14 protein-coding genes are annotated in these 14947 nt (G+C 46.1%); 7 read left to right on the top strand and 7 right to left on the bottom strand.

The annotated features are described in order from the left end of the window. The 4 genes from QUA83_RS14100 to QUA83_RS14085 all read left to right on the top strand — a co-directional run bounded on the left by QUA83_RS14100 (position 1) and on the right by QUA83_RS14085 (position 2164). Entirely contained in the window at positions 1–528 is a 528-nt protein-coding gene (locus QUA83_RS14100; protein ID WP_333293734.1) for a hypothetical protein, read from the top strand. A gap of 2 nt (positions 529–530) precedes the next feature. Beyond that, positions 531–908: a HEPN domain-containing protein gene (locus QUA83_RS14095; RefSeq protein WP_333293733.1), complete on the top strand. Its 378-nt coding sequence runs from the start codon at positions 531–533 to the stop codon at positions 906–908. 152 nt (positions 909–1060) lie between these two features. Further along, positions 1061–1522 (top strand): cupin domain-containing protein, encoded by a 462-nt coding sequence (locus tag QUA83_RS14090; protein ID WP_333293732.1) that lies wholly within the window; start codon positions 1061–1063, stop codon positions 1520–1522. Positions 1523–1528: 6 nt separating this feature from the next. Further along, a complete protein-coding gene (locus QUA83_RS14085) occupies positions 1529–2164 on the top strand; it encodes a class I SAM-dependent methyltransferase (RefSeq protein WP_333293731.1) in 636 nt (211 codons plus the stop codon). A gap of 128 nt (positions 2165–2292) precedes the next feature. Here QUA83_RS14085 and QUA83_RS14080 read toward each other — a convergent pair whose 3' ends face one another. From QUA83_RS14080 to kdpA, 7 genes are all read right to left on the bottom strand, one after another. Further along, positions 2293–2766: a hypothetical protein gene (locus tag QUA83_RS14080; protein ID WP_333293730.1), complete on the bottom strand. Its 474-nt coding sequence runs from the start codon at positions 2764–2766 to the stop codon at positions 2293–2295. 237 nt (positions 2767–3003) lie between these two features. After that, positions 3004–4287: a sodium:proton antiporter gene (locus QUA83_RS14075; protein WP_333293729.1), complete on the bottom strand. Its 1284-nt coding sequence runs from the start codon at positions 4285–4287 to the stop codon at positions 3004–3006. Positions 4288–4514: 227 nt separating this feature from the next. Then, complete coding sequence (locus QUA83_RS14070) at positions 4515–5666, bottom strand: universal stress protein (RefSeq protein WP_333293728.1); 1152 nt, start codon at positions 5664–5666, stop codon at positions 4515–4517. 167 nt (positions 5667–5833) lie between these two features. Continuing rightward, a complete protein-coding gene (gene kdpC / locus QUA83_RS14065) occupies positions 5834–6463 on the bottom strand; it encodes a K(+)-transporting ATPase subunit C (RefSeq protein ID WP_333293727.1) in 630 nt (209 codons plus the stop codon). 41 nt (positions 6464–6504) lie between these two features. Further along, positions 6505–6774: a K(+)-transporting ATPase subunit F gene (gene kdpF / locus QUA83_RS14060; protein ID WP_333057215.1), complete on the bottom strand. Its 270-nt coding sequence runs from the start codon at positions 6772–6774 to the stop codon at positions 6505–6507. 157 nt (positions 6775–6931) lie between these two features. After that, positions 6932–9025 carry a potassium-transporting ATPase subunit KdpB gene (gene kdpB / locus QUA83_RS14055; protein WP_333293726.1) on the bottom strand — a complete coding sequence of 698 codons (2094 nt, stop codon included), beginning with the start codon at positions 9023–9025 and terminating at the stop codon, positions 6932–6934. A 79-nt stretch (positions 9026–9104) separates the two neighbouring features. Then, positions 9105–10865 (bottom strand): potassium-transporting ATPase subunit KdpA, encoded by a 1761-nt coding sequence (gene kdpA / locus QUA83_RS14050; protein ID WP_333293725.1) that lies wholly within the window; start codon positions 10863–10865, stop codon positions 9105–9107. Positions 10866–11165: 300 nt separating this feature from the next. Here kdpA and QUA83_RS14045 point away from each other — a divergent pair, with 300 nt between their 5' ends. The 3 genes from QUA83_RS14045 to QUA83_RS14035 form a co-directional block, all read left to right on the top strand. Further along, on the top strand, positions 11166–12266 hold the full coding sequence (locus tag QUA83_RS14045; RefSeq protein WP_333293724.1) for a HAMP domain-containing sensor histidine kinase: 1101 nt from the start codon (positions 11166–11168) through the stop codon (positions 12264–12266). After that, a complete protein-coding gene (locus tag QUA83_RS14040; RefSeq protein ID WP_333293723.1) occupies positions 12263–12955 on the top strand; it encodes a response regulator transcription factor in 693 nt (230 codons plus the stop codon). Before QUA83_RS14045 ends, QUA83_RS14040 begins: the two co-directional genes overlap by 4 nt. Before the next feature lie 205 nt (positions 12956–13160). Further along, a partial coding sequence (locus QUA83_RS14035; protein ID WP_333293722.1) for a DUF4347 domain-containing protein occupies positions 13161–14947 on the top strand: 1787 nt, incomplete at its 3' end.

The following is a 14947-nucleotide window of genomic DNA, read 5'->3' as shown; positions in this document are numbered from 1 at the left end:
ATGGAAACAGGAAAAAAATCGTTAGGTCATACAATTTATATGAAAAGCGCGAGCAATTCTCAAATCCTGACAATCCAACTGTCTCCTGAAGACAGCGAAAGGCTTTTGGCAGAAGCAAAACGCCGCCGAGTTGATGCTGAAAGCCTAGCATCTATGCTGCTGCACGATAGCTTAACCGAGCTGAATCCTGTTTCTTTGACCGATATTGAATCCCTGGAAAAATTGTACAGTTGGCGGGGAAAAACAGAAATATTGGAGTTTTTGGAAAAATATCATTTTTTAATTCCCGTATTGCTGGAAGCACCAGACAAAATTTACCATTATTTCCCCGCTAAAAAGCTGTATCTTGAAGTTGAGGCAGACTCTGAATTGATTGACTCCGCACAGCTATTTCTCGATATTATTATTGATGGTGATACGGATGAAATCATAGACGAGGCACTTGACAAAGAAGAAAGATTGTCAGAGGATTGGTATTTACCTCTGCCGTATGAGGTACGAAGAGTTTTTAGTTGTGGCGTGCGCTAATAATGACTTTTGACTGGTCGCAGTATCTGAATCTAGCAAAAGAATTTCTAGGTCAACCGACTCCTCCTGCAAATCAAGAAGCCAAAATGCGAGCGGCTATCAGTCGGGCATATTATGCAGCTTTTATCAGTGCTAGAAATTACTTGCAGAAAACAGAAAGGCATTCTATTCCGAAAACGGCAGATGCTCACAAGTATGTTGTGCAGCAGTTCAAACAGAGTTCGGACGCCGATAGTCAAAATATAGGAAGGAACTTGGAAAAGTTGAGGAGGGATCGAAACCAAGCAGATTATAACAATAGTGTACCCGAACTGTTCAAGATTAGCAAAATAGCTGTCAAGCGATCGCAGCGGGTAATCTCTCAGTTAAGCAACTTATAAATGGTCAAGTTTTAAGCCCTAGCGAGTCACTGTTTCGACAATTATTTTCTTAATTTCAGCGGGTGTCAAATTTGGATTTGCCTACTTGGTCTACAATCTAAAGTTGATAGGTAATGTGGGCAAGATGTCCCTATTCTATTTAAGACTGTTATATGATTATCGATCCTAAAAACGTGCCGGAAATTACGGGTTCCAAGTACCCTCGGCAATTCCAATCTGCTGTTGCGGGAAGAGTAAAAAAACGCTTGGGCGATGCTGCCGGATTGCAGAATTTTGGGGTAAATTTGGTGAGGCTGGCACCGGGAAGTTGTTCTGCTCTCAGGCACTGGCATACCCGTCAAGATGAGTTAATCTATGTTCTGGAAGGGGAAGTTACTCTGATTACAAATTCGGGAGAGCAAGTGCTGAAACCGGGTATGGCGGCGGGTTTTCCGGCGGGTGATGCAGACGGGCATCATTTAGTCAACCGCTCGAATGCAGATGTTGTTTATCTGGAAATTGGCGATCGCTCTTCGGGAGATAGTGCCGAATATCCCGATGATGATTTAATGGCGAAAGCTAACGGGAATAGTTGGATTTTTACGCACAAAAATGGCGATATTTATGAGGATTAAAAAATTATGAGTCAAGTCAATCTTTGGACTTCGGCGGAACACGCTTTGTGGTATCTTGCTAAAGCTGATGGTATTCCTCACCGCACTGAAGGTGAAGCGGTTTTGTTGGAGGAAGTGCCGAAAAATGTGAAGCGAATTCTGGATGTGGGCACGGGAGACGGGCGGTTGCTGGGTCTGCTTAAGTGCGATCGACCGAATGTTGAATGTGTGGCGATCGACTTTTCGCCGACAATGCTGGAAAAAGCCAGAATTCGCTTTGCTGATGACCAGAATGTCACGGTAATCGAGCACAATTTAGATGAATCGCTACCGGATTTGGGCAAGTTTGATGCGGTTGTTTCTAGTTTTGCGATTCATCATGTAGCAGACGATCGCAAACGTTCGCTTTACACTGAGATTTTCGAGCTTTTGGAACCGGGAGGCATTTTTTGCAATTTGGAACACGTAGCGTCGGCAACTCCCGCTTTACATGATAAATTTCGAGAGGCAATTGGTATTAGCGATTCGCCCGACGATCCGTCTAATAAATTGCTGGATGTAGAAACGCAACTGCGCTGGTTTAGAGAAATTGGTTTTACCGATGCAGACTGTTATTGGAAGTGGCGGGAACTTGCTTTATTAGTTGGGGTGAAACCTGTTTAGCTGCGGGTAAGGACTGCATTGTCGTGTCCTTCTAAAACTGGAAATAGTCACAATTAGTAAGGTGCGTCAGATTTTTCCACCCTCCATAATCGTTCTAGAACTTCACCTGACGCACCCTACAGCCGCAGTTAAAGGGCTGTTTTAAGAGTTATTAACCAAACGATCGAATTAACAACAAACAAAAAGGTATAAAAAATATAGATTGATGGGGCGCAGATAGCTCTCCATAAAGAAGGCATTTTAATTGTTTTTAACGAACCGAGCGGGTGAACAAGACCTTCCGGTATAGAACGGGTACTAAAACTTTCATCTAAGGCGCTTTCCTTATTCAAAAATTCGGTAACTGCATGGGCTCTTAGCATGTAATAAAGTTGCACCCTCCAGTAGGTAGCTTCTAAAAACCAGAAACCAAAAATTATAACGTATCCTAGGGGAACCAACGCATCTATTTTGCTTGTAAAAAACCAACCAATCAACGCTACCCAAATGGTAATTGCCGTAGTTTTTAATTGCATCATAATTGTTGTGAAGTTAGCTATTTTTTTCTCTAGTTCCTCTGCTCCTTTTTGCAGCATTGCTAGCTGAAATTCAAATCGATCCATGTTTGATTCGGCGAACGTTTATATTACAGTTATCCAAAAATTATAATCTTATTTTATTTCGGTGTCGTTATAGAACTTCGCCTGACGCACCCTACAAGTCAATGTTAGATTATATAGTAAGGTGCGTCAGCTCCCGAAAGTTGCGATCGCCCTTAGAGAACTTCGCCTGACGCACCCTACAAGTCGTGTTGTGTGACCGTTGCGTCCACGACTATTAATGTCACGCACCTTACTGAATTAAATTAAATCTGGTACATCAGGTTTGATTCGGCGCTCATACCAGTTCATTAGCGGGGTGGAGCTGATGCCGTGCAAAATCACAGAAAGTACGATCGTTGTAAAGGTAATCCAGGCAATTTTCTCGGCGGTTTCGCCTTTCAAACCGTCACCGAAAGCATAGGTAAGATAATAGATAGAACCGACACCACGAATGCCGAACCAACCGTAAAGCCAGCGGTTGGCGGGATGCAAAGGACTGCCGATCGTACTAATCCAAGCTCCCACAGGCCGGATTAAAAAAATTAACAATCCACCTACTAAGAGGGAGTATCCTCCATAGGCCAACATAGGCTCTAAACGCAAAAGCGAACCTAATAGTAAAATAGTTGCTACTTCCATTAACTTTTCGATGCGCTCGGTAAAGTGCAGTTGGGAAAGCGGCTTTTCTAAGTTGCGGTAACTCCGCTGCACGACAATTCCTGCTACAAAAACTGCGAGAAATCCGTAGCCGTTGACTACTTCTGTGAGGGAATATGTGAGCAGAATTGTGCAGAGAGCAATGAAATCTTCCATTAATTGATCGGCCGGTCGATAGTGTTGGAGTTGGCGATCGATCCAGGTGACGGCTTTAGCTACTAAAATTCCCATAACGATACCTGCGGCGATCGCCCAAATTAAGTCAACTGCTACCCACTGCGAAAACCAGTTCTGCCAGTTGTTATCTTTTAGCGCATAAATGCCGAAATAAACAAATGGAAAAGCTAAAGCATCGTTTAAACCACCTTCCGATGTTAAACCAAAACGTAATTCATCGCGATCGTCTAGATTAGCTAACTGAACTTCTGAGGCCAAAACTGGATCGGTGGGAGCGAGAATTGCTCCCAGTAAAATCGCCGGACCCCAATCTAATTTCACAAACCAATGACCGAGAGCAGCAACAGCAAAAATCGAAATTGGCATTAAAAAACCGATCAGCCGGACTGTGGAATTCCAAGCCCAAAATTGCAGCGGGCGATTCATTTTTAAGCCGCAACTGAACAGAGAAACAATAACTACAAATTCTGTAAGTCTTTCTATAAATTTAGCTTCGGGACGCAGGTCAATCAGCTTGGCGCCGTAGGGTCCCAATCCGATACCGACAACTAGATAAATTAAGGCATAAGATACAGGCAATCGCGAAATCCATCCGGAACCCAAAGTTACGGTCAGCAGGAGGATGCCAATAACTAGCAAGTTGAGAATGTAAATATCCACCATAGCGATCGCACTTTTAATCAGGTTTACCAAGTGCGATTTTGACACGTAAAAGCTTCTGGCGCATCCACCGTCCGCTAGATTCAGCTATCCTCCGAAAGTTGCAATTGTTATACCAAATTCTTTATGCTTCTAGCCTGCTCCGCTGGTCTTTGTCCTTGTGTCCCGTAAACTCCGTAACTTACAATCGCCCGGAATTGTTTATTTCACTTATCTAGCTAATAAATAATAAATTAATAACTAATGGCAGATGACTAATGACTCAGGACTCATACCTAATTAGAAAGCCCACTTTTTTCAGTAGCGATGATGTGCAAATCTACGTGTTTGAGCGATCGCACTAACTGTTGAGTCAAAGAACCCCGCAGCAGCAATTTCCAGCGCGATTGCTGGCTTTCGCCGATCACAATTTGAGTAATGCGATACTGTTTAGCTACCTCCGCAATCGCTTTGGCTATATTAGTGCCGTTTACCCGCAAAAATTGCCCCTTAAATTCTTGACAGAGTTTCTCACAAGTTTCAACGTGCAAGCTTTCTGCTTTTGTTAAAAATCGGTCTGGATCGTTGACAAACACAGCATAAAATGGGGCATTCATATAGCTAGCAATCCTCGCGCCCCGCCGCAGCAGTTGCAAGGAGTTGGGATAAGTCGAGATGCACACTAAAACTCGTTCGTGAATGTTGCAAGATTGACCTTTTAAAGTTGCTGCATCGTCTTCCACATTGTCTGCGACTTCTCGCAGGGCGAGTTCTCGCAAAGCGATTAAATGACGGCGCTGGAAAAAGTTTTCTAAAGATTGTTCAATTTTTTCGGGAGCATAAATTTTGCCTTCAAGCAACCTTTCTTCTAAAGTTTCCGGCGTGACATCGACAACGACTATTTCGTCAGCATCTTCGAGGACGCGATCGGGCACTCGCTCTCGCACTACAACTCCGGTAATTCGAGCTACTAAATCGTTGAGACTTTCTATGTGCTGAATGTTGAGGGTGGAGAAAACATCTATCCCAGCATTGAGAATTTCTTCGACATCTTGATATCGTTTTTCTCGTAGAGAACCCGGAATGTTTGTATGAGCGAGTTCGTCTATTAATGCTAATTGAGGACGGCGTTCTATGACAGCATCCGTATCCATTTCGGTGAGCATTTTTTCGCCGCGCCGCATTGGTTTTTTGGACACTATTTCCAATCCTTCTGCTTTAGCTGCTGTCTCTTTCCGGCCGTGAGTTTCTAACAGTCCAATTACCACATCAATGCCTTCCGATTTCAGCCTGTGTCCTTCTTCCAGCATTCGGAACGTTTTGCCGACACCGGGGGCCATGCCGATAAATATTTTGTGCTTTCCCCGGCGGGGGGTGCGATCGTAAGTGCGGTTAGGTTGGGCGTAAACCGCGTCTGGATTGTTAGTAAGTTCGCTAGAGTGAATCATAGCTGAGTAGTGAGTAGTGAGTAGTGAGTTGTCACTTGTCAGTTGTCAGTTGGCGGTTGTCAGTTGTCAGTTGTCAGTTGTCAGTTAGCGATTGTCAGTTGCTACAAGTAACAAATAACAAATAACAAATAACTAATGACTAATGACTAATGACTACTGACTGTCAACTATTGTAAACCGTCGAGAGCCAAATTCAGTTTGAGGACGTTAACTCCCGGTTCGCCGAAAATGCCGAGAAATCTGCCATCTGTATTTTTGGCTACCAACATTTCTACTTGATTGATATTTAGCGATCGCACCGTTGCTATCCGCTGAATTTGCGATCGAGCTGCCTCTACGCTAATGTGCGGATCGAGGCTAGAACCAGAGGTGTAGACTAAATCAGCAGTTGGTTTGATACCAGCTTTGTTGAGGCGATCTAATTCAACTTGCACCCCTTGAAAACCCTCTTTTTGATTACCTCGCTTCAGCAAATCTGAGTTACTGGGAGCCAGGTTGCTAGCACCAGAAACGCCTGTTCTTTGACTAACATTTTCTCCTTTTGTCGGATCGTAATTTTCTGTCGCAAAGCTGCTGTAATTGCTGGTGCTGGGACGACCCCAAAAATATCTTTCTGAGGAGAAAGGCTGACCGATTAAAGCAGAGCCAACTACAACTCCTTGGTTGGTAATTAAGCTGCCGTTTGCCTGGGAGTTGAAGGCAATTTGGCCGATTACTAGCAAGATTAAAGGGTAAATAATGGCTGTAATTCCCCACAAAACCAGGGTAAGGCGAATGGCTCTAATTATTTCTCTCATAAATTACCTCGATCGGTTATTTGCTAAGGGTTAATTATTGACTAAAATCTTTCCGGCTGAAATATGACTACGAACAAGTAAATAGAAAGGGCGATAATCACCAAACCTAGGAGACTTAAACCCCAGACAGCTTTTCGGGTCAAATCTTCACCCGCAGCAGCGTATACAGCGGGGGCAACTATAGCATTGAAACACATTACTAGAAATAGCTGCACCGGGATTGGGTGGCGCTGCCAAAGCCTTTGAGCTAACTCAATAATTTCTTGGAAATCTCTGGGAAAAATATCATTCAGCAAATCATTCCGTTTCATGAATTCTCCTTATTTTGGGAATAAATATCTGTCTTTCTATTGAATAATTGTTTGGGAAAAATCGAGGCAGAGCCTCTGGATATGCGTTCCCCGGCAGAGCCGGGGAACGAGATTAATCCGTGTATCCGTCTCAAAATCCTTGTCATGCTTTCCCGATCTATGCTAGCCCAACGGCGGTAATCAAAACATCAATAATTTTGATGGCAATAAACGGCGCGACTGCCCCGCCCAATCCGTAGATTAAAATGTTCCGCTGCAACAGTTGGTTGGCGCTCAAAGGTCGAAATTTTACCCCGGTTAATGCTAGGGGAATCAAAGCGGGAATAATCAAAGCATTGTAAACTAATGCCGACAAAACCGCAGATTTACCGCTGGCTAAACCCATGACGTTTAATGCGCCTACGGGGGCAAACATGGCGGGAATAATTGCAAAATATTTAGCTATATCGTTGGCTAGGGAAAATGTGGTCAGCGCGCCGCGAGTAATCAGCAATTGTTTGCCAATTGTCACTAAGTCAATTAGTTTGGTAGGGTCAGAATCTAAGTCCACCATGTTTGCAGCTTCCTTCGCGGCTTGGGTTCCAGAATTCATCGCCAAGCCTACGTTTGCTTGTGCTAGTGCGGGTGCGTCGTTGGTTCCGTCTCCTGTCATTGCGACTAATTTGCCCTCGGCTTGTTGTTTGCGAATTACGTCGATTTTGTCCTCGGGAGTTGCTTCGGCAATGAAGTCGTCAACGCCTGCTTCATCGGCAATTACTGATGCTGTAATCCGGTTATCTCCGGTGAGCATAATGGTGCGAATTCCCATTTTTCGCAGTTGGTCAAATCGATCGCGAATTCCGGGTTTGATGACATCTTTTAAATAGATAATGCCGTAGGTGTCGCTGCCTTGACACACAGCTAAAGGTGTGCCTCCAAGCCGGGAAACTCGCTCGTAAGCTGCATCGAGATCCTGCCCGAAATTGCCACCCCGCGATCGCACAAAACCCTTCACCGCATCCACCGCGCCCTTGCGAACCTCCGTCCCATCGGGCAAATCCGTGCCAGACATCCGCGTTTTTGCCGAAAAATCCAGCCCGGTTGCGTTAGCGCGATCGAAATTCACCGTTGCGCCCAAATTTTGAGCCAAACGGACGATCGACTTTCCCTCTGGAGTATCGTCAAATACACTCGCAGCAAGGGCTACACTCGCAACCTCCTCCAGCGAGTGACCGTTTACCGGAATGAACTCCTCGGCTAAACGGTTCCCCAGCGTGATCGTCCCCGTTTTGTCCAAAATCAGCGTATTCACGTCGCCGCAAGCCTCCACGGCGCGTCCAGAGGTCGCTATCACGTTAAACTGAGCGACGCGATCCATGCCCGCAATGCCGATCGCGCTCAGCAAACCGCCAATGGTTGTTGGAATCAGCGCCACCAGCAGCGAAATCAGCGTCACCACGCCCACAGGGGTTTTCACGTAATTTCCCACGGGCGGAATCGTCGCAACCACAATCAAAAACACCAGAGTCAGCACCGCCAGCAGCACCGTCAGCGCGATCTCGTTCGGCGTTTTCGATCGTTCGGCGCCCTCCACCAGCGCGATCATCCTGTCCAAAAACCCCTTACCGGGGTCGGCCATCACCCGCAGCGTCAGTTCGTCGGAAAGGATGCGCGTGCCGCCGGTAACGGAACTGGCGATGTCCGAACCCGGTTCCTTGAGCACCGGTGCGGATTCGCCAGTGATCGCAGATTCATCCACCGAGGCGACACCTGCGATCACTTCGCCGTCGGCAGGAATGACATCGCCTGCGATCACTTTAATTTGGTCGCCGCGTCTCAGAGATGTCGAACTAACTTCTTGAATTGAACCGTCTGGTAGGAGTTTGCGGGCTGTTGTGTCGGCTTTGGTCGATCGCAGTGCATCTGCTTGCGCTTTCCCCCGCCCTTCTGCTATCGCTTCGGCAAAATTAGCAAATACCAAAGTAAAGAACAAAATAAACGTGACTAAACCGTTAAAAACTCTCTGATTTTCACCGGGAACCGGGCCGAACAGCGTCGGGTCGATCGTTAATAATGCAGTCACAATTGTGCCAACCCACACCACAAACATCACCGGATTTTTCAGCATCACCCGCGGGTTTAGCTTGACAAAAGCTTGTTTAAAAGCTCTTTGATAAAGACCTTTTGTATTTGCTTTTGGCGTGTGCTTGCGAGATTCGCGAGAGCCTCTAGCAGGTTTTTTTGGGGAATCAGGGGTATGGGAAGAAGTCATATCGATTTGGGATTTTTAATGAACCACAGAGAACACAGAGAACACAGAGAAAGAGAAGAGTGAGGTTGATAATTTTTAGCTACTGAGGTGGAGGAGTTGGTGTTGCTAAAGGTGTTGTGGGTGCAGTTATCGGTGTGGGTTCAAATTTGCCGTTGCTAATTTCATATCCTTCGGCAATTGGCCCTAAAGCCAAAACTGGGAAAAATGTCAGCGCGCCCAGAATTATAATTACTCCTGCGGTGACGCTGGTGAACAAAACTGAATCTGTTCTGAGAGTGCCCGTTGTTTCGGGAACCAGTTGTTTGTTCGTCATGCTGTCAGCTAACAGCAGCAGGGCAATAATTGGAACGTAGCGCCCCAACATCAGGCTAAAACAGGTGCTTAAATTCCACCAAAGTCCCGTAGGCGCGGGTTGAGAGTCGGCCAATCCTTCCAAGCCAGAACCGTTGTTAGCGGCTGCCGAAGCGTATTCGTACATCACCTGGGAAATGCCGTGAAATCCGGGGTTGCTGATGCCGCTCAAACTGTCGGTAAATGCGAGAGAAATGGCACCGGGGATTAAAACGGCGATCGGGTGAATTAACAAAACAACGCTGGCTAAAACTATTTCCCGTTTCTCAATTTTGCGCCCCAAAAACTCTGGCGTTCTCCCCACCATCAATCCGGTGAGAAATACGCTCAAAATTGAGTAAATAAATAAGTAAGCAGTTCCCGTTCCCTGTCCGCCCCAAACGATTTGTAAAAACAAATTAAACAGAGTGGCAAAACCACCGAGAGGCATTAAAGAATCGTGCATTCCGTTGACGGCGCCGCACATTGTGCCAGTGGTAGTCACCGCCCAAAGTGCAGTTTCTGCCCAGCCAAACCTAACTTCTTTGCCTTCTAAATTTGGTTGTTGCGTGCCCAATAAATTATTAATTTGAGGGTTGCCGCCGTACTCGCCAAACGCTGCAATGCCAATCAAGAAAAAATAGATGGCAAACACCATCCAAAAAATCAGCCATCCCTGCTTTTTGTTGTTGGCAAATCTGCCGTAGGTGTGAATCATAGCTGCTGGTAGAGAAACCATTGCTAGTGTTTCCAGCAGGTTGGTAAAAGGGTTTGGATTTTCAAAGGGATGAGCCGAGTTAATGGCAAAAAAACCGCCGCCATTTTCTCCGAGTTGTTTGATGCTTTCAAAGTGAGCTACTGGGCCGCGAGCAATTATTTGCGTGCCGCCTTCTAAGGTACGGGCTACTGCCGGCCCGGCTAGGGTTTCTGGCACTCCAGAAATTAGCAAAAGTAAGGCAATTATTAAAGAAAGTGGTAGCAGAATTCTGGTAATGGATTGAATTAAATCGATGTAAAAGTTGCCCAATGGACGGCCGGTTAATCCCCGGATAAAAGCAATTCCTACTGCCAAACCAGTTGCTGCTGAGGTAAACATTAAAAATCCCAGGGTTAACTGGGATAAATAAGTGAATGTTGTCTCCCCAGAGTAATGCTGTTGGTCGGTATTTGTGAGGAATGAAATAGTTGTGTGCAGCGCAGTATCCCAGGTTGGGGCAGTTAAGCCGGTGGCATTTAAAGGCAGCACTCCTTGAAGCATGAAAATTAGGAAAACAAATATGCCCATTGCTGCATTGCTGTACAGTAGCGATCGGGCATATTGCCAACCTGTCATCGAATCTATAGACCGGATATTGCTGGCTTTATAGATGAGTTGTTCTAGAGGTTTAATAGCGGGGTCGAGAATGGTTGGTTCTCCCATGTACACCCGCGCCATGTAATTACCAAAAATAGGGGCGGTCGCTACTACAATGATTAGCGTTAATGCGATTTGAATTAATCCTTCAAGCATAACTGAGCCAATACTTCCTTAAAAGTGCAATCTGCTTTTAAAAATCAATATACTTGCCGTTAGGATTTTTGATAATCAGCCCGCAGGTATAAGTTTCCGTTTACCCGTTATGCTTAGCTGCTATATATTTTCACTAACTGACAAATGTTTAAATATTTAGCAGTATCTATGCTTGCAGATATAGATGTTATCTAAACGCTTGTTTTTGCGTCACATGAGACAAAATTTGGCAAAGAAAAAACGCAGGGATAAGGCAGAGAGTAGAGTGTAAATATAAAATATAAAATGGATGGATAAAGGATGTTAAACAGCTTATTGAAAATCACAGACAACCAGGCAATTCAAGAGAAGTATTTGCGGGGGAGGTGGTCGATCGCAAGTTTATTTGCGATCGTTGTAGTGCTGGAATTTACTACGCCGTCGGAGTATCTGTTTGGGTATTTGTACACAGGGCCGATTTTACTGGCAAATTCGCGCTTGAGTCGGTTGGGTAAGTTACAAATTACGCTGGTAGCAGTAGCTTTGACGCTGTTAAATTTGTTTGTTCCTTACGGAGAAACGATCGCCCTAGCGACAGTTGCAAATAGATCGATCGCAGTCATGGCTTTAGGGGTGACGGGATATTTGAGCGATCGCAACCAGCAGTACCAAGAGACGATCGCGATCGCTAAAGCTGAGTTGCAGTCGCAGCAGCAGCTAGCAAGCATCCGAGAAGATTTTGTCTCTACTTTGAGTCACGACTTAAAAACGCCGATGCTGGGGGCGATTGAAACAATTAAAGCTTTTGGGTCAGCAAAATTTGGGAATGTCACCGCCAGTCAGCAAAAAGTTCTCGAAACAATGGCGCGATCGCACAAAATGTCACTACAATTAGTAGAAACGCTGCTGGATGTTTACCGCAATGATGCCGAAGGTTTAAAACTGCAACTTGCGCCCGTAAATTTAGTAGCTTTGGCAGAAGAAGTAATCGCAACACTCATAGATTTATCGGCGGCGCGTCGGGTTTACATTAATATGAGTTACGGAGAGTCAGATTTCCGTCGCTCTTTGTGGGTAAATGGCGATGCGGTGCAACTCCAGCGCGTTTTTGCTAATTTGCTAACAAACGGCATTAACCATTCTCCTCGCGGTGGAAAAGTAGAAATTGTTATGGAATCTTATGCGAGTTATCAGGTGGTGAAAGTTATCGATAGCGGGTTGGGAATTACTGCCGATGAACTGCCCCACTTGTTCGAGCGTTTTTATCAAGGACACAGCGATAGGCAAGCCAAAGGATCGGGATTAGGATTATACTTATCTCGCCAAATTGTTGACGCCCACGGCGGTATAATTTGGGCAGAAAATAAATTGCCACACGGTGCTTTATTTGGATTCCGACTCCCTGCTATCCCACAGAAATGAAACCAGCTTATCCGTTGCGAATTCTCCTAGTTGAAGACGACGAACTGTTTCGGTTGGGGCTGCAAACCAGGTTGCAGCAAGAAAGTTGCTTGCAAGTAATTGCCGAGGCAGAAGATGGCGAAACGGCAGTAGAATTGACTCAGGAACACTTGCCAGATGTGGTAGTTCTCGATGTCGGTTTGCCGGGAATTGGCGGTATTGAAGCGTGTCGCCAAATTAAAGATCGACATCCAGAAATTCCCGTTTTAATTTTAACATCTCATTCGCAAAAATCCTTAATTGAAAGATTAATAGCAGCGGGAGCTCAGGGCTATTGCCTCAAGGGAATTGCGGCGGAAACTTTAGTGTTGGCAATTCGATCGGTAGCGGCGGGCGCTTCTTGGTGGGATCAGGCGGCAACTGCGGAAATTCGGGCGGTTTTTGCTAATCCTGAACCTGTGAAAGTAGGGTCAAAATCAGAAGTTTTGGAAAATCCGCTGACGAAGCGAGAACAGGAAATCTTGGCTTTAGTTGCGGGGGGGAAAAGTAATCAGGAAATTGCACAAATATTGTACATTGCTCCGGGGACTGTGCGGGTTCACGTACACGCGATTTTGCAAAAGTTAGAAGTGCGCGATCGCACTCAAGCAGCAGTGCTCGCTATTCAGAAAGGATTGGTTGCTGAAGAACTTTTGGCGATCGAACCTTGATAGGGCTGGTTCTGTACCAGAATTGTCGCTTTTTTAAAGGATTTATTGGCTAAATCCGCCTGTATCAAGATGCGTCTGTTGCAGGCTCACGGGAAATTAGTATCATTCGTCTTGATTGTTAATTTTACTGATGACATTTAATTTTTGAACTTGCTAAGCTAGATATGCCTTAATTTTCCTACCGTCATCTAACCAAAGGTGTATTGTGCCAAATTTTATCAGTTCAGTTTTTAGTTCGATCGCCTTTATCGACTCTGCCCTTCCCGATGGCCAAACTCTCCACAACGGTATCGCAGCGGGGACAGAAGTAATTACCCTGGATGCCGCGCGGGATGGAGTAGCACAAATTACTGAGGCGCTAGCGACTCGCAGCAATATTAAAAGTATTCATATCATCTGCCACGGCCGCCCCGCGAGTTTACTGCTAGGCGCGATCGATCTAAACTTGACAAATTTAAAAACTTATGCTAATCAATTGCAGCGTTGGTGGCGATCGCTGGCAGACAGTGGAGAGATTTTGCTGTACGGGTGCGATGTAGCGGCGGGCGAAAAGGGCGCTAACTTTGTGCAGCAACTGAGTCAGCTAACTAAGGCAAAAATTGCTGCTTCTAGATCGCCGATCGGCAGTGCAGCTATGGGCGGAGATTGGGAATTAGATTATACAACGGGAGCGGTGTCATCTGGGTTGGCGATCGACCCAGCCACAAGAGCCGCTTACCAATTTGTGTTCGGTTTTACCCTCTATGACGGCACAAGTAACTTTGGGCTTTCTTCTGCAACACCGGGCATAGGGACACCGGGCGGTACTCAATTAGCTTACGGGCAGATACCTCTACCTTTTCTGCCTCCCCCAGATGGTTCTGGTGTTCCTCCTGCTGCTGGTGCGTTCTCGCCCAACACGACGGGCCTTAATACTGCTAGGGTGACTGCCGCGAATAACAATACAGGCTACGCGGGCTATAGCAACTACAAGTACACCCCTACTCCCGCGCCAGGAACATTTAATCTAGTTAACCCAAGTTTCCCCGCACTCAACCTCACCGACGGTTACAGCGTTTCTTTTCGAGTTGCAGTCAACGTTGAAAACAGTAATAGTGACAATCGGGCGGGTTTCAGCATCATCGCCATTAGCAGCGATGCTCAAAATGGCATTGAACTGGGTTTCACCAACCGCAACCTCGCCCCCAACGGAGGCATTTTTGCTCAAACCGGTGGTACACCAACATCAGCTCCCACCTTTACTCGCGGGGAAAGTTCACCTTTTAACATCAGCGAGACTACAGACTATAAACTCGTCGTTCAAGGCAGCACTTACAGCCTGTTTGCCGGCGCCACAGCATTGCTGACAAATCAGCCGCTGCAGAACTATACGGCATTTAATCCGGCAACCAGTCAGCCGGCTTTACCCTTTACTCCCTACAACAAGGCAAACTTCCTATTCTTCGGCGACGACACCGATCAAGCAAGTTCCACTTTTACTCTGGGCCCCATCTCGGTTAATAACTTCCCGGTGGCAAATCCTGACACCTATACTGTCCTGCACGACCAAATTATCAACGGACTTCCATCCGTCTTAATCAACGACACCGACGCCAACAGCGACCCGCTAACTGCCACTTTAGTCACAGGCCCGACTAACGGTACGATCGCGTTTAATCCCCTCGGTGACTTCACTTATACTCCTCAAGCTGGCTTTGTAGGGACTGATACCTTCACTTACAGCGTTAGCGACGGGGCTGCGACTGTCCCCGCGACGGTGAGTATCAACGTTACCAACAGTCTGCCAATAGTAAATCCCGACACCTACAGCGTCCTGCACGACAAAGTGCTCAGCGTAGCAGTTCCAGGAGTTTTAGGCAACGACTCCGACATCGACTTAGATCGGTTGGTTCCCGTCGTAGTTACAGGCCCAAGCAACGGTACGATCGCGTTTAATCCCCTCGGTGACTTCACTTATACTCCTCAAGCTGGCTTTGTAGGGACTGATACCTT

It is taken from the genome of Microcoleus sp. K1-B1, assembly GCF_036704705.1.
In the GTDB taxonomy this organism is placed as follows: domain Bacteria; phylum Cyanobacteriota; class Cyanobacteriia; order Cyanobacteriales; family Microcoleaceae; genus Microcoleus.
The sequence above is the reverse complement of the archived record's forward strand: the minus strand, read 5'-3'. Positions and strand labels throughout refer to the sequence as shown.

Excerpts from the sequence above, each read along its gene's own strand:
- QUA83_RS14100 (WP_333293734.1), top strand. The coding sequence starts at position 1 with ATGGAAACAGGAAAAAAATCGTTAGGTCATACAATTTATATGAAAAGC.
- QUA83_RS14095 (WP_333293733.1), top strand. The coding sequence starts at position 531 with ATGACTTTTGACTGGTCGCAGTATCTGAATCTAGCAAAAGAATTTCTA.
- QUA83_RS14090 (WP_333293732.1), top strand. The coding sequence starts at position 1,061 with ATGATTATCGATCCTAAAAACGTGCCGGAAATTACGGGTTCCAAGTAC.
- QUA83_RS14085 (WP_333293731.1), top strand. The coding sequence starts at position 1,529 with ATGAGTCAAGTCAATCTTTGGACTTCGGCGGAACACGCTTTGTGGTAT.
- QUA83_RS14080 (WP_333293730.1), bottom strand. The coding sequence starts at position 2,766 with ATGGATCGATTTGAATTTCAGCTAGCAATGCTGCAAAAAGGAGCAGAG.
- QUA83_RS14070 (WP_333293728.1), bottom strand. The coding sequence starts at position 5,666 with ATGATTCACTCTAGCGAACTTACTAACAATCCAGACGCGGTTTACGCC.
- kdpC (WP_333293727.1), bottom strand. The coding sequence starts at position 6,463 with ATGAGAGAAATAATTAGAGCCATTCGCCTTACCCTGGTTTTGTGGGGA.
- kdpF (WP_333057215.1), bottom strand. The coding sequence starts at position 6,774 with ATGAAACGGAATGATTTGCTGAATGATATTTTTCCCAGAGATTTCCAA.
- kdpB (WP_333293726.1), bottom strand. The coding sequence starts at position 9,025 with ATGACTTCTTCCCATACCCCTGATTCCCCAAAAAAACCTGCTAGAGGC.
- kdpA (WP_333293725.1), bottom strand. The coding sequence starts at position 10,865 with ATGCTTGAAGGATTAATTCAAATCGCATTAACGCTAATCATTGTAGTA.
- QUA83_RS14045 (WP_333293724.1), top strand. The coding sequence starts at position 11,166 with ATGTTAAACAGCTTATTGAAAATCACAGACAACCAGGCAATTCAAGAG.
- QUA83_RS14040 (WP_333293723.1), top strand. The coding sequence starts at position 12,263 with ATGAAACCAGCTTATCCGTTGCGAATTCTCCTAGTTGAAGACGACGAA.